This window comes from Serratia sp. B501 (genome assembly GCF_051172315.1).
Lineage (GTDB): Bacteria > Pseudomonadota > Gammaproteobacteria > Enterobacterales > Enterobacteriaceae > Serratia > Serratia ureilytica.
In genome coordinates this window covers 62,322-75,444 of record NZ_JBPIZB010000003.1, presented here as the reverse complement: position 1 = coordinate 75,444, position 13,123 = coordinate 62,322, and the positions used below count along the sequence as shown (strand labels likewise).

At 63.8% G+C, this 13,123-nt stretch carries 14 protein-coding genes; 6 read left to right on the top strand and 8 right to left on the bottom strand.

The features are described 5' to 3' along the window. The first annotated feature begins 182 nt into the window (after positions 1-182). Positions 183-398 carry a glycogen synthase gene (locus ACSBQV_RS11015; RefSeq protein ID WP_004935234.1) on the top strand — a complete coding sequence of 72 codons (216 nt, stop codon included), beginning with the start codon at positions 183-185 and terminating at the stop codon, positions 396-398. A gap of 37 nt (positions 399-435) precedes the next feature. Here the strand turns inward: ACSBQV_RS11015 and ACSBQV_RS11010 are convergent, their stop codons facing one another. Next, the gene (locus ACSBQV_RS11010; RefSeq protein WP_099786179.1) at positions 436-1,350 is read right to left on the bottom strand and encodes a pyridoxamine 5'-phosphate oxidase family protein; all 915 of its coding nucleotides are present in this window, start codon (positions 1,348-1,350) and stop codon (positions 436-438) included. Between the two features lie 4 nt (positions 1,351-1,354). Continuing rightward, entirely contained in the window at positions 1,355-1,972 is a 618-nt protein-coding gene (locus ACSBQV_RS11005) for a glutathione S-transferase family protein (protein WP_099786178.1), read from the bottom strand. Positions 1,973-2,070: 98 nt separating this feature from the next. Between ACSBQV_RS11005 and ACSBQV_RS11000 the strand changes: the two genes are divergently transcribed. The 5 genes from ACSBQV_RS11000 to ACSBQV_RS10980 all read left to right on the top strand — a co-directional run bounded on the left by ACSBQV_RS11000 (position 2,071) and on the right by ACSBQV_RS10980 (position 6,964). Beyond that, positions 2,071-2,982 (top strand): LysR family transcriptional regulator, encoded by a 912-nt coding sequence (locus ACSBQV_RS11000; RefSeq protein ID WP_094142872.1) that lies wholly within the window; start codon positions 2,071-2,073, stop codon positions 2,980-2,982. Positions 2,983-3,129: 147 nt separating this feature from the next. Next, positions 3,130-3,927 carry an alpha/beta hydrolase gene (locus tag ACSBQV_RS10995; protein ID WP_060660544.1) on the top strand — a complete coding sequence of 266 codons (798 nt, stop codon included), beginning with the start codon at positions 3,130-3,132 and terminating at the stop codon, positions 3,925-3,927. 1 nt (position 3,928) lies between these two features. Then, complete coding sequence (locus tag ACSBQV_RS10990; RefSeq protein ID WP_033643621.1) at positions 3,929-4,300, top strand: RidA family protein; 372 nt, start codon at positions 3,929-3,931, stop codon at positions 4,298-4,300. A 58-nt stretch (positions 4,301-4,358) separates the two neighbouring features. Continuing rightward, positions 4,359-5,546, top strand: a complete 1,188-nt coding sequence (locus ACSBQV_RS10985; RefSeq protein ID WP_099786177.1) for an aromatic amino acid transaminase — start codon at positions 4,359-4,361, stop codon at positions 5,544-5,546. Positions 5,547-5,566: 20 nt separating this feature from the next. Further along, positions 5,567-6,964: an amino acid permease gene (locus tag ACSBQV_RS10980; protein WP_069100630.1), complete on the top strand. Its 1,398-nt coding sequence runs from the start codon at positions 5,567-5,569 to the stop codon at positions 6,962-6,964. A gap of 37 nt (positions 6,965-7,001) precedes the next feature. On the opposite strand, the gene paaY is transcribed toward ACSBQV_RS10980, so the two are convergent. The 6 genes from paaY to ACSBQV_RS10950 form a co-directional block, all read right to left on the bottom strand. Further along, entirely contained in the window at positions 7,002-7,598 is a 597-nt protein-coding gene (gene paaY / locus ACSBQV_RS10975) for a phenylacetic acid degradation protein PaaY (protein WP_033643617.1), read from the bottom strand. A 12-nt stretch (positions 7,599-7,610) separates the two neighbouring features. After that, positions 7,611-8,549, bottom strand: coding sequence for a phenylacetic acid degradation operon negative regulatory protein PaaX (gene paaX, locus ACSBQV_RS10970; protein ID WP_046687375.1), 939 nt, complete (start codon positions 8,547-8,549; stop codon positions 7,611-7,613). A 78-nt stretch (positions 8,550-8,627) separates the two neighbouring features. Beyond that, on the bottom strand, positions 8,628-9,935 hold the full coding sequence (gene paaK / locus ACSBQV_RS10965) for a phenylacetate--CoA ligase PaaK (protein WP_099786176.1): 1,308 nt from the start codon (positions 9,933-9,935) through the stop codon (positions 8,628-8,630). A gap of 15 nt (positions 9,936-9,950) precedes the next feature. After that, entirely contained in the window at positions 9,951-11,156 is a 1,206-nt protein-coding gene (gene pcaF, locus ACSBQV_RS10960; protein ID WP_099786175.1) for a 3-oxoadipyl-CoA thiolase, read from the bottom strand. After that, entirely contained in the window at positions 11,153-11,593 is a 441-nt protein-coding gene (paaI, locus tag ACSBQV_RS10955; protein ID WP_099786174.1) for a hydroxyphenylacetyl-CoA thioesterase PaaI, read from the bottom strand. Before paaI ends, pcaF begins: the two co-directional genes overlap by 4 nt. After that, positions 11,590-13,122 (bottom strand): 3-hydroxyacyl-CoA dehydrogenase, encoded by a 1,533-nt coding sequence (locus tag ACSBQV_RS10950; RefSeq protein ID WP_099786172.1) that lies wholly within the window; start codon positions 13,120-13,122, stop codon positions 11,590-11,592. The genes paaI and ACSBQV_RS10950 overlap by 4 nt, the downstream gene beginning before the upstream one ends. Between the last annotated feature and the right edge of the window lies 1 nt (position 13,123).

The following is a 13,123-nucleotide window of genomic DNA, read 5'->3' as shown; positions in this document are numbered from 1 at the left end:
GTGGTCTATTCCATACGGCTACCCTTTACCCTAGCAAACTTTGCCGCCGCCGTTTGCCAACGCGACGACAAGATGGCCGTTTTCTCACTGCGCATCTTCTGTACAAAAAATATCCGCCGTCGGGTCGATACTGAAAGAGCAGGCATATGACCCTTTTCGATGTGATTAAAAGGAGTGTGCGAATGATGAAATCAGTGGACAGACATCTCGCGGCCTACGGCAGCGAAATGGATTTTTTGGCGTCGAGCATCGCCCTGATGGAATGGCAAGGGCGGCAGATTGACGCCGGGCAGGTGGCCGGCAATATGTCGGAGCAGCAAAGCCGCCTGTTCTTTGCGCGGTTGAATTATTTTCGTCAGCTTTATCAGGCCGCATCGGCGGCCGAACACAGCCTGTAATTTCCGATCCAGCCCCGCCGCCGCGGGGCTTTTCATTTCAGCGGTGCCACACCCCGGTCGCCAGCGTCGCCGGCGAATACTCCAGATTGCGCCCTCGCCACGGCAGCGCCGCCGCAAAACGCCAGGCGCGGCGCACGTCAAATCGCCAATAGCGTTCCGCCCCTTCGACGCCGGGATGGCCGTCAGCCTGCCAGAGGAATTGCGTTTCCCCCTGCAGATGCAGCACATCGCCGCGATCGAAATCGATGAACAGCAGCGCCGCCCGCGGTTCGGCCAGCAGATTGCCCAGCGTGTTCATGTAGCGGTTGCCGCGAAAGTCCGGCATCCACAGCGTGTCACCTTCCAGGTGGATAAAGCCGGGGCGGCCGCCGCGATGGGAAATATCCACGCCGCCCTGCGCCAGTGCCAGGTGCGCGCAGCTGGCGACGAAGCAGGTGTCCGCGGCGCGGATCAGCGCCTGCGCCGCCGCATCCAGCACGGCCAAATGCTCAATCGGCTGCGGCTGGCTGTCCACCGGGTAGAGTTCGCGGCGCTGAATGTACTGCGGGCAGTTGCCGAAGCTTTGCTGAACGAGGATTTCCACCCGGTTTTTGTCGGTGCGGCCGACGGCGCCGTTGGCGCGGTTGCGCCGCCGGTTGCTGAAATCCAGCCCCAGCGCGCCGACCGGCTTGCCGGGCAGCAACAGCGCCTGGGCGGGATCGTCGCTGCGGCGCGGCGCGCTGATGCGTAAATGCGTGTCGTCCGGCGTGCGTAAAAATCCGGGCGGGCCGGTGAACAGGGTGGCGATGGGCCAGCCTTGTTCATCCAGCGTGGCGACAAACAGGTAGGGCAGCGCGGCGAAAAACGCGCGGTGCTGATCCGGCATCGCGGGGTAGATGCCACCGCCTACGCCGCCAAACCCGGCCAGCGTCTGCGCGCGCAGCTCATCGGGATGGAACAGTTGCGGGATCATGGCGTCAGCTCCCCGCCGGTTCCGGCAGGGCCGGCATGGCAAAGAAGCCGGGCAGTGCAGCGATGCGCGCCGCCCAGCGACGTATCGCAGGGTAAGGCGACAGCGAAATGCCGCCTTCGGCCGCGACCGCTACGTAGCTGTGGCAGGCCAGATCGGCGATGGTGGGCTGTTCGGTGGCCAGGTAGTCCCGCTCGCTCAGGTGCTGTTCCATCTGCGGCAGGAAACGATCGCTGACCGCCCGCGCCGCCTGATAGTCCTCCGGCACGGCGAATTGGGCGATCAGTCGGCAGGCCGCCGGGCCGTATCGGACTTCACCGGCGGCTTTGGAAAGCCAGGCCTGCACTCGCGCCGCCGCGGCCGGCTGTTCCGGCAGCCAGTGGCTGTCCGGCGCATAGCGCTTCACCAGATAGACCAGAATGGCGTTGCTGTCGGCCAGCGTCAGATCGCCATCCTGCAAGACCGGGATCTGGCCGAACGGGTTGAGCCGGCGGAAGGCTGCGCTCTGCCGTACGTCCGCCGAGGCTTCGACCCATGCATAGGGCAGCGCCAGCATGCGCAGCAGCAACGCCACGCGATGAACGTGGCCGGAAAGCGGGGTGCCGTAGAGTGTGATGGTGGACATGGCGTTTCTCCTCAGTGCTTTTTGTCAGCATACTCTTGCGTTGAACGAGCGAAATCCGGCAATGTGGAAATTGATAATTTCACTTTTCGGAAGAATCTATGGATCGGTTAGACGAGTTGGCGATTTTCGTTGCGGTGGTGCAGCAAGGCAGCCTGGCGGCGGCCGGGCGCAAACTGCGGCGTTCGGCGCCGGCGATCACCCGGGCCATCGCCGCGCTGGAACAGCGTTTCGGCACCCGATTGGTGGAGCGCACGACCCGGCGGCTGGCGCCCACCGAGGCGGGTGCGCGGCTGTTGGAGCGCGCGCAACGGCTGCTGCAGGATTATCAGGCGGTGGTGCAGGATACCGCCGAAGCGCAGCTGAGCGGCTTGCTGCGCGTTACCTCGCCGGTGCAGTTCGGCCGCCGGTACGTGGCGCCGGTGGTGATGGCATTTCTCGATGATTACCCGCAGATGCAGATCGAAATGGTATTGAACGATCGCAATCTCGATCTGATTGACGAAGGGTTGGATATCGCGGTGCGCATCGGTCATCTGCAGGACTCTTCCCGCGTGGCGCGGCGCCTGGGGCAGGTCAGCCGGGTGACGGTCGCCAGCCCGGATTACCTGGCGCGCTGCGGTGAACCGCGATCGCCGGCGCAACTGGCGGAGCACGCCACCATCGTCGGCACCCAGCGGCCGTCGCTGCGCGAATGGCGCTTCGGTCCGCAGGAAAACGGCGAGCGCGTGCGATTGGCTCCCCGGCTGTTGCTCAACGACGTGGAAGCGCAACTGCTGGCGGTGCGCGCCGGCAAGGGCGTCGCCCGGTTGCTCTCGTATCAGGTGGCGGACGATTTGGCCGCCGGTACGCTGGTGCGGCTGTTGACGGATCATGAGCCGTTGCCGATGCCGGTACAGCTGGTGGCGCAGCAGGCACAGCACATGCCGCTGAAGGTGCGCGCCTTTTGGGATTATGCATTTGAACGGCTCAGCGCCTTGCCGCAAATTCAGCCGGACGGGCGGGGGAAATAAACGCAAAAAGTTTCATGGGTTAAACTTTTTCATTATTCATCAGGTTTTATTTTACCGGGCGCGCATTGCTGATGCGCCCGTCTTGACAATAATTTTGTCGGTGCTAATAGTTAATTCACATCTTAAATAATAAACGAAGTTTAATATATGAAACCACTTGCGGGGAGTTATGACAACGGCGCCACGGTGGATAATGAAGCGGCTATTTTGACTTCATTTCAAACCCGCAGCGCGGCTGTTTATAAACAGACGCGCCATGAAAATAATATTGCTTATGGCAACGGCGAACGCGAAACATTTGATTGGCTCTATTCTGCAAAGCAGCATCAGGGGACGTTAATTTTTATTCACGGCGGCTATTGGCAATTTTGCGATAAGGCGGATTTCGCCTTTATCGCCGCCGGGCCGCTGGCGTTGGGTTTTGACGTGGTGTTGGTGGAATATGCGCTCGCGCCGGCGGTGGATCTCGACGAAATATGCCGACAGATCGGAATGGCGCTGGATGCCATTCAGCGCCGCCTGCCGCCGCACTACGCCCATCCGGTTTATCTGTGCGGCCATTCCGCCGGCGGGCAGTTGGCGGCGCTCTGGCAGCAGCATGCGTTGGTGGATGCCGTCTTTCCCATCAGCGGCCTGTTCGAGCTGGCGCCGCTGCAACAAAGTTATGTCAATCGGGCGCTGCAGTTGACCACGCGGCAAATTGAAACGCTCAGCCCGGCGCGCCGCCTGCCGACGCGCGGCAAGCCGCTTACGCTGTATTACGGCGCATTGGAGCTGCCGGAACTGAGAGGTCAGTCGCAACACTATCATGCGGCGCTGCGCCAACGCGGGCTGCCGGCTGAACTGGTCGCGGTGCCAGGCGCCAACCATTTCACCATCCTGGATGCGTTGTTCGCCGCCGACGGCGCGCTGCTTCGCCAACTTGACCACCACGGGAACCACTGACATGCGCGAGATTGTAGAGACCGGGCTGCCGGATATCGGCCAGCCTTTTTCCTGGGCCACCCGGGGCGGCGGCATGCTGTTTACCGCCCACGGCCCGGTGCGGGCGGACGGCAGCATCGACACCGGCGCGCCGGAGCGACAGATTGCGCTGACCTTCGATAACCTGGCGCAGACGCTGAAGGCGGCGGGCAGCCACAGCGATAAGGTGCTGCAGGTGATCGTGTATCTTACCGACGTTAACGACGTTAAATGGCTCGATGATATTTACCGGAAATACTTTAATTATCCTTATCCCAATCGCTCGACGGTTATCGTCGAAAAATTGGTGGTGCCCGGAATGAAAATAGAAATTACCGTCAGCGCCATCGCCTGATTTAATTTCTCCTTAAGCCTGTCTTCATATTAATTCAATAACGAGTTAAGGATGCGTCATGTTTAAACAGATTGCACCTTCCACCGCCGATCCTATTATGTCGCTGATGGAAGCCTATTTGCAGGATCCCAATCCGAAAAAAGTGAATTTAGGCATTGGGCTGTATTACGATCGGCAGGGGAATATTCCGCTGATGCAGGCGGTTGAGGCGGCCGAGCAGCGGTTGCTGGCGCTGCGCCGCCCGCACGGTTATCCGCCAATCGAAGGTTCGCCGCAGTTCGCCCGCCAGGTGCAGGCGCTGCTGTTCGGTGAGCAACAGGCGGCCGAGATCGCCACGGTGCAGACCGTCGGCGGCTCCGGCGCGTTGAAGCTGGCGGCGGATTTTTTGCGTCACTTTCTGACGCGCGGCGAAATCTGGGTGTCCGATCCTACCTGGGCCAATCACTGGGCGATTTTCGAAGGCGCCGGGCTGCGGGTGAATACCTATCCCTACTTTGATGAAGCGGCGGGCGGCCTGCGTTTCGCCGCCATGCTCGACGCGTTGGACAGCCTGCCGCCCGGCAGCGTGGTCTTGCTGCACCCTTGTTGCCATAACCCGACCGGCACCGATCTGACGGCGGAGCAGTGGCGCGCCACGCTCGCCGTGCTGCAGCGACGCAGCCTGCTGCCGCTGTTCGATATCGCCTATCAGGGCTTCGGCGACGGGCTGGAGGAGGACTGCTTTGTATTGCGCGAAGCGCTGAAAACCGATCTGCCGTTTTTGGTCTGCAATTCGTTTTCCAAAAACGTCGCGCTGTACGGCCAGCGTCTGGGCGCGCTGTCGGTGCGCTGCGCCGACGCGGAAAATGCCGCCAACGTCAAAGGGGCGTTAAAAACGCTGATCCGCCGCAGCTACTCCTGCCCGCCGACGCACGGCAGCCAGATCGTGGAAACCCTGCTCGGCGACGCCGAACTTGGCGAGCTTTGGCGCAATGAGCTGGCAGAAATGCGCTCGCGCATCAAGCAAATGCGTGAACAGCTGGCCGCCGGGCTGGCGCAGGGCGGCTCTTCGCTGGATCACCGGCGCATACGCGATCAGCGCGGCATGTTCAGCTATACCGGCCTGAACGAAGCGCAGCTGCAGACCCTGCGGCAGCGCTATGCCATCTATCTGGTCTCGCCCGGCCGCATGTGCCTGCCAGGGCTTAACCCCGGCAACATTGACTATGTGACCGCCGCGATCCTCGACGTCACCCGTACCGCCTAACTCCGTCCGGGAGCACAGACATGCCACAGATGAATGATTTTGAGCATATCGCCCGCCGCCAGGGCGGGTTGAACAAGCATCTTACCGCCGGGCAGATGTCGATGCTGGCGATCGGCGGCGCCATCGGCACCGGGCTGTTTCTCGGCAGCGCCTACGCCATTCAGATGGCGGGGCCGTCGGTATTGCTGAGCTACCTGATCGGTGGCGTCATTGCGCTGCTGCTGATGGGCAGCCTGGCGGAAATGACCTCCGAACACCCGACGCCCGGCTCGTTCGGCGACTACGCCGAATTCTACCTCGGCCCGCTGTTCGGTTTTCTGGTGCGTTACTCTTACTGGTCCTGCGTGGTGCTGGCGGTGGGCACCGAAGTCACCGCCATCGGCATGTACATGCAGTTCTGGTTCCCGGCGACGCCGACCTGGCCGTGGGTGCTGCTGTTCTCGGCGGCGGTGATCGTTGTTAACGTGATCGGCGTGAAATCGTTCGGCCAGGTGGAATACGCGCTGTCCACCGTCAAAGTGACGGCGATCGTGGCGTTTATTCTGATCGGCATCGGCATTCTGGCGTTCTCGGGCAACCCGGCCTATGGCCTGCGCAACCTGACCGCCGGCGGCTTTATGCCGTTTGGCGTCAAGGGCATGTGGTTCGCGGTGATCGTTTCCATCTTCAGCTACCTGAGCATTGAAATGATCGCGGTGGCCGCCGGCGAGGCGAAGAATCCGGTGATTGCGGTGAAGGCGGCGTTCAAGGGCACCATCGTGCGGCTGTTCATCTTCTACATGCTGTCGATCGCCCTGATGCTGGCCATCGTGCCCTGGCGCCAGTCCGGCACCGGCGAAAGCCCGTTCCTGATGGCGATGAACGTGATCCATCTGCCCGCCGCCGCCGGTATTTTCAACTTTATCGTGCTGGTGGCGGCGCTGTCGGCAATGAACAGCCAGCTGTATATCACCACTCGCATGATGTTCTCGCTGTCGCGCGCCGGGCAGGCGCCGGCGGCGTTGGGGCGCGTCAGCCGGCGCGGCATTCCGGTCAATGCGCTGGCGATGTCGTGCATCGGTATCGTGGTGTCTATCGTGCTGAGCCTGGTGGCGCCGGAAACCTCGTTCGCCGCCATGATGTCTATCTCGGTGTATGGCGCCTGCTTTACCTGGCTGATGATTTTCGTCACCCACCTGTTCTTCCGCCGCCGGCATCGGCAGACCCACCTGAAATTTCGCATGTGGGGCTTTCCCTATACCACCTTGCTCGGCGCCGGGCTGATGACGGCGTTGATGATCTCGACGGCGTTTACCGAATTCTTCCGCATGACGCTATGGTTCGGTATTCCGTTCACCTTGCTGCTGGTGGTGGCTTATCACTTCCAGAGCCGCCGCGCGGCTACGCCGTCGCCGTTCAAGGCGCCGGAGGTGGAGTAATAAGGGGAGGGGCTGAGGCGCATCTCAGCCCCGGGGATTAAAGCTGGCTTTTCGGGATCAGGTGGTCGCCGAAGCTCAGGCGCCGGCGGCCCGGCTCGATTTCGGTCAGCGGCGCCACTTCGTGCAGCGAGGATTTGCAGCGCTGCACCAAATCCTGATACTCGCGGGTGCCGGCGATCTTCCAGGCCAGCTCCTGTTCGGTCAGATCGCGCAGCACGCGCGCCGGGCTGCCGACCACCAGCTTGTTGGCTTCGATCACCGCCGCGGCTTTGACGAACGCCATCGCGCCGACGATGGTGTTCTCGCCGATCTCCGCACCGTCCATCACCACCGCGTTCATACCCACCATCGCGTTGCGGCGAATGCGGCAGCCGTGCAGGATGGCGCCGTGGCCGATATGGCCGTCTTCTTCCACCACCGTGTCCTGCTGCGGGAAGCCGTGCATCACGCAGTTGTCCTGAATGTTGGCGCCGTCGCAGATCACCAGGCGGCCAAAATCGCCGCGCAGGCTGGCGTTCGGGCCGATATACACGTGTTTGCCGACGATCACGTCGCCGATCAGCACCGCCGTCGGGTGCACGTAACTGCTGGGGTCAACGACCGGCGTCAGGCCGTCAATCTGATACACAGGCATAGCGTGAGTTCCTTAACATGTAGGGTCGCGCGGCAGGCCGCCGAAGCGCCGATAGTAGCCGGCGGCCGGCGCGGGCAGGGCGCCGATGGTGGTCTCCGCCAGCGCGCTGACGTAGTCCGTCGCGGCGCGATCGACCTGCTGATAGAGATTGATGCACAGATTGCGGGCGATCTGGCCCTCCCACTGGGCGGGCAGCAGCGCATCCGGCAGCAGCGGATCTTTCAACACCACGCGACGGAAGAAGTGAATCAATAATAGCTTAATCTGGAAACAGCGCAGCGGCGTCAGCGCCGCCGGGTCGACTTCGCGCAGCAGCGCCATCAGCGGCCGGAAAGAGACGATAAACTCATGATAACCGGCCGCCACCTCGCTCAATGACCAGCAGTCGGCCACCAGTTTCTGCAGCGTTTGCTCGGAGCGGTTGTAGGGGTAATCGGCGCGGAAGTAGATCACCTGCTCGCTGGCGTTCAATTCGCCGAGCAGCGCCGTCACGTCGGTTTGCGCATGGGTGGGGGCGGCCATCAGGTTGTTGGCGATCTGCCCGAACCCGAGCCAGCCCAGCTCTTTTTTCAGCCGCGCGCGCGCGTTTTTTTCGGCGCATTCCAGCAGCAACAGCTCCCATTTGCCGTCCCAGGCGGGCTGCTCGCGCAGATAGATCTTCGATTCGGCGTGGCGGAACTGGCGCATTCCCTGCTCGGTCACGCGGTAGAAGCTGCGGCGGCCGATTTTCTCCACCGCCAGCCACCCCTCTTTCTGAAGGCGGAACACCGAGGTGCGCACGAAGCGATCGCCGAAACCGAAGGCCTCCAGCAGCGCGCTCAGGCTGCCGAGCCACACTTCGCCGCCGCGGTGGCTGAGCGCGTCGCCGTACAGCGAAATGATCAGCGACGTGCCGCTGATCGGCTGGGCGTCGACGGCATGGCGAATGAACTCATCCAGTTTATGTTCCATATTTTTCCATGGGTTAGCCTTCGATGAGCCACAACATTACCATAATTTGGGGCGGCGTCATCCGTGACGCCGTGCGCCTCAGCGCGGCCGCAGATCGACCACGCGCTGCGCCTTGCCTTCCGAGCGCGGAATATCGCCGCAGTTGGCGATGCTGACGTCGGTGCTGACGCCCACGATCGATTTGATGTGGTGGCGCAGCTGGTGGCAGATATCGCAACGCTGCTGATGGCTGAGGCTGAGCGCCGATTCTTTCAGCTCGACGCGCACCGCCAGCGTGTCCAGATGCCCGCTGCGGCTGACCTGCAGTTGATAGTGCGGCGACAGCTGCTCGAACTGCATGATCTGTTCTTCCACCTGCGACGGGAAGACGTTGACGCCGCGGATGATCAGCATGTCGTCGGAGCGGCCGGTGATCTTGCCCATGCGGCGCATCTGGCGCGCGTCGCCCGGCAGCAGCCGGGTGAGATCGCGGGTGCGGTAGCGGATCACCGGCAGCGCCTCTTTGGTCAGGGTGGTGAACACCAGTTCGCCGTGCTCGCCGTCCGGCAGGGCGATTCCGGTCTCCGGGCAGATGATCTCCGGCAGGAAGTGGTCTTCCCAAATGGTAGGGCCGCCGCCGCTTTCCAGACATTCCATCGCCACGCCCGGCCCCATCACCTCCGACAGGCCGTAAATATCCAGCGCCTTGATGCCCATGCGGGTTTCGATTTCGTGGCGCAGGGCCTCGGTCCAGGGTTCGGCGCCGAACACGCCGAGCCGCAGCGAGCAGCCGCGCGCATCGCCGCCCATTTTGCGCTCCAGTTCATCGATCAGCGTCAGGCAATAGGACGGCGTTACCATGATGATGTCGGGTTTGAAATCGAGGATCAGCTGCGCCTGGCGTTCCGTCTGCCCGCCGGACATCGGGATCACCGTGGCGCCGAGCCGCTCCGCGCCGTAGTGCGCCCCCAGGCCGCCGGTAAACAGGCCGTAACCGTAGGCGACGTGCACCTTGTCTTTGGCGGTGGCGCCGCCGGCGCGCAGGCAGCGGGCGACGATATCGGCCCAGTTATCGATGTCGCGCTTGGTGTAGCCCACCACCGTCGGGCGGCCGGTGGTGCCCGAGGAGGCGTGGATGCGCACCACCTGTTCCATCGGCACCGCGAAGGTGTCGAACGGGTAGTTGTCGCGCAGATCCTGCTTGGTGGTGTAGGGGAAGCGCGCCAGATCGCTCAGCTGCTTAAGATCGTCGGGGTGTACGCCCGCCTGATCGAACTTGCGCTTGTACATCGGCACATTGTCGTAGGCGTGGTGCAGCGTCCACTTCAAACGCGCCAACTGCAACGCTTCAATCTCATCGCGCGAGGCGAATTCGATCGTTTCGAGGGGCTGTGGATTTATTGTCATGGTTAGCCTCAGGGGTCAGACACGCTCAATGATCATGGCGATGCCCTGGCCGACGCCGATGCACATGGTGCACAGAGCGTAGCGGCCGGCTCGCCGTTCCAGTTCAAACAGAGCGGCCAGCGCCAGGCGCGCGCCGCTCATGCCCAGCGGGTGCCCCAGAGCGATCGCGCCGCCGTTGGGGTTGACCTGCGGGGCATCGTCCGGCAGGCCAAGCTGGCGCATCACCGCCAACGCCTGGGCGGCGAACGCTTCGTTCAGTTCGATGACGTCCATCTGCGCCAGGCTCAGCCCGGCGATCTCCAGCACCTTGCGGGTGGCGGGCAACGGGCCGATGCCCATCAGCCGCGGCTCCACGCCGCAGGTGGCGGTGGCAAGGATGCGCGCGCGTGGCGTCAGGCCCTGGCGCGCCGCCATCGCTTCGGAGGCGACGATCAGCGCCGCCGCGCCGTCGTTCAGCCCCGAGGCGTTGCCGGCGGTGACGCTGCCGGGTTGACGGAACGGGGTTTTCAGCGCCTGCAGCTGATCGAAGGTGGTGTCGGCGCGCGGGTGTTCATCCTGGCTGAACAGGGTGACTGCGCCTTTTTTACCGGTGAGGCTGACCGGCGCTATCTCCTGCGCCAGGTATCCCAGCGCCTGCGCCCGGGCGGCGCGCTGCTGGCTGCGCAGCGCAAAGGCGTCCTGATCGGCGCGGCTGATGTTGAACTGCGCCGCGACGTTTTCGGCGGTCTCCGGCATCGAATCGGTGCCGAACTCGGCCTGCATGCGCGGGTTGACGAAGCGCCAGCCGAGGGTGGTGTCGTACAGCTGCGCCTGGCGGCTGAAGGCGCTGTCGGCCTTGCCCATCACCAGCGGCGCTCGGGTCATCGATTCCGCGCCGCCGGCCAGCATCAGCCCGGCGTCGCCGGCTTTGATGCTGCGCGCCGCCATCGCCAGCGCGTCCAGACCCGAACCGCACAGGCGGTTCACCGTCGTGCCGGAAACGCCGACCGGCAGCCCGGCCAGCAGCAGCGCCATGCGCGCCAGGTTGCGGTTGTCTTCCCCGGCCTGGTTGGCGCAGCCGAGGACCACGTCGTCCAGCTGTGCCCAATCCACCTGGGGATGGCGCTCCAGCAGCATGCGCAGCGGCAGGGCGGCGAGATCGTCGGCCCTCACCTGGGCCAGCGCGCCGCCATAGCGGCCGATCGGGGTGCGCACGCCGTCGCAGATAAATGCCTGATTCATGCCCGATCTCCTAAAATGCTGTGGCCGAGGCGGTGCGCGCGGCCGCGAAACCAGGCGACGGTTTTGCCCTGTTGATTGACGATTTCGACGTCATACAGCCCGGTGGCTTTGCCCTGATGGCGCATCTGCGCGCTGGCGGTGAGGCGATCGCCGGCCAGCGCCGGGCGGACGAAGTCGATGCTGCAGCCGGAAGCCACCGCCGCCAGCCCCTGGCTGTTGCAGGCGTAGGCGAAGGCGGTATCCGCCAGGCTGAACAGCTGGCCGCCATGGCAAGTCTGGTGGCCATTGAGCATCTGCGGGCCGACGGTCATGCTGACCTGCGCGTACCCGACGTCGACGTCATCGATGTGCATCCCCATCGCCTGAGCGCAGGTATCTTGCTGGAACATCTGTTCGGCGCAGCGCTGAGCCAGCGCGCGCGGCGTATTGGCGTTCATTGTTCGGCTCCTGGGAAAGCGGCGGGGGAAGCGTAGCGGCGCAGCAGCGGCATCGGGCGATAGCGGGCCTCGCCGTAATAGCGTTGCAGGTTTTCCAGCGTCGTCAGGATGTGGCGCCAGCCGAGCGCGGCGCCCCAGGCGAGCGGGCCGCGCGGATAATTGACCCCGCGCAGCATCGCCAGATCGGTATCCTCGGCGCTGGCGGCGCCTTTGTTCACCACGTCGAGCGCTTCGTTGGCCAGCATGGCCAGGGTGCGCATCGTCAGCAGGCCGGGGTAATCCGGCAACGGGATGACGCGTTTGCCGAGGGACTGCAGCAGACGGATCGCTTTGGCATTGTGTTGCGCGCCGTTTTGCGCCGCACAGCTGATGGCGATGGCGGAGGCATGCGCATAGTCGGCACAGAGATCGAACAGCACCACAGGCGTTCCACGTTCGTCGGCCAGTTGGCCGGCGGTTTTACCATTGGTTAACATCAGTGTAACGTCGTCGATCGTGACGTGCGGGCTGGTCTGGCCAGGTTGTTTGATCGCCCCCGCATTTTCGCATAACAGCTGCGCCAAATCGGCCAGCGAAGACCAGTCGCCGTGCAGCGTAACGCGCTGCGGCAGCGCGGCCTGCACCGGTGGCGCAAAGGCGATCATCTCTGCGGTGGGGCGTTGCGCGTCGTAGCGGTAGAAGCCGCGGCCGGATTTGCGGCCAAGGCGCCCGGCGGCCACCAGCTCCTGCTGCACCAGCGAGGGGGTGAAGCGCGGATCCTGGTAGAAGGCCTGATACACCGAGTCGGTCACGGCGTAATTGACGTCCTGGCCGATCAGATCGGTCAACTGCAGCGGGCCCATGGCGAAACCGCCGGCGTCGCGCATTACCGCATCCAGGGTGGCGGCGTCGGCCACCCGTTCCTCCAGTGCGCGCAAGGTTTCGGCGTAGAACGGCCGTGCCACGCGGTTGACGATGAATCCCGGCGTCGAACGACACACGACGCTCTGCTTACCCCAGCGCTGCGCCAGGGCTTGCAGCGCGGCGAGGGTCTCGGCCCCGGTCTCCAGACCGCTGACGATCTCCACCAGCTTCATCAGCGGCGCCGGGTTGAAGAAGTGCAGCCCGGCCATGCGCTGCGGGTGTTGCAAGGCGCCGGCGATGGCGGTGATCGACAGCGAGGAAGTATTGCTGGCGAACAGCGCCGTGGGCGAGCAGATCGCTTCCAGATCGCGGAACAGGCTCTGCTTGATCGCCAGATTTTCCGCCACCGCTTCAATCACCAGCGCGCTGTCGGCCAGTTGCTCGAGCGAATCGGCGCGTTCGAGACGCGCCAGCAGCGCCTCGGTGGTGTTTGCGTCGGCCTTGCCGCCGTCGACCCGCTGCCGCAGGCGGCGAGCGAGTTCGTCGAGCGCGCGCTGGGCGGCGGCGGGGGCGATATCGAACAGCCGCACCGGGTGACCGGCGGCGGCGGCCACCTGCGCAATGCCGATGCCCATGGTGCCGGCACCGATCACCGCCACCTGGCCGTTAAGAAGGGGCGCGTTCATG

Bases quoted from the DNA above. Each gene is read 5' to 3' on its own strand.
- paaI (WP_099786174.1), bottom strand. From the start codon at position 11,593: ATGAACGCCAATACGCCGCGCGCGCTGGCTCAGCGCTGCGCCGAACAG.
- ACSBQV_RS11015 (WP_004935234.1), top strand. From the start codon at position 183: ATGATGAAATCAGTGGACAGACATCTCGCGGCCTACGGCAGCGAAATG.
- paaY (WP_033643617.1), bottom strand. From the start codon at position 7,598: ATGCCTGTGTATCAGATTGACGGCCTGACGCCGGTCGTTGACCCCAGC.
- paaX (WP_046687375.1), bottom strand. From the start codon at position 8,549: ATGGAACATAAACTGGATGAGTTCATTCGCCATGCCGTCGACGCCCAG.
- ACSBQV_RS10995 (WP_060660544.1), top strand. From the start codon at position 3,130: ATGAAACCACTTGCGGGGAGTTATGACAACGGCGCCACGGTGGATAAT.
- ACSBQV_RS10980 (WP_069100630.1), top strand. From the start codon at position 5,567: ATGCCACAGATGAATGATTTTGAGCATATCGCCCGCCGCCAGGGCGGG.
- pcaF (WP_099786175.1), bottom strand. From the start codon at position 11,156: ATGAATCAGGCATTTATCTGCGACGGCGTGCGCACCCCGATCGGCCGC.
- ACSBQV_RS10985 (WP_099786177.1), top strand. From the start codon at position 4,359: ATGTTTAAACAGATTGCACCTTCCACCGCCGATCCTATTATGTCGCTG.
- paaK (WP_099786176.1), bottom strand. From the start codon at position 9,935: ATGACAATAAATCCACAGCCCCTCGAAACGATCGAATTCGCCTCGCGC.
- ACSBQV_RS11010 (WP_099786179.1), bottom strand. From the start codon at position 1,350: ATGATCCCGCAACTGTTCCATCCCGATGAGCTGCGCGCGCAGACGCTG.
- ACSBQV_RS10950 (WP_099786172.1), bottom strand. From the start codon at position 13,122: ATGAACGCGCCCCTTCTTAACGGCCAGGTGGCGGTGATCGGTGCCGGC.
- ACSBQV_RS10990 (WP_033643621.1), top strand. From the start codon at position 3,929: ATGCGCGAGATTGTAGAGACCGGGCTGCCGGATATCGGCCAGCCTTTT.
- ACSBQV_RS11000 (WP_094142872.1), top strand. From the start codon at position 2,071: ATGGATCGGTTAGACGAGTTGGCGATTTTCGTTGCGGTGGTGCAGCAA.
- ACSBQV_RS11005 (WP_099786178.1), bottom strand. From the start codon at position 1,972: ATGTCCACCATCACACTCTACGGCACCCCGCTTTCCGGCCACGTTCAT.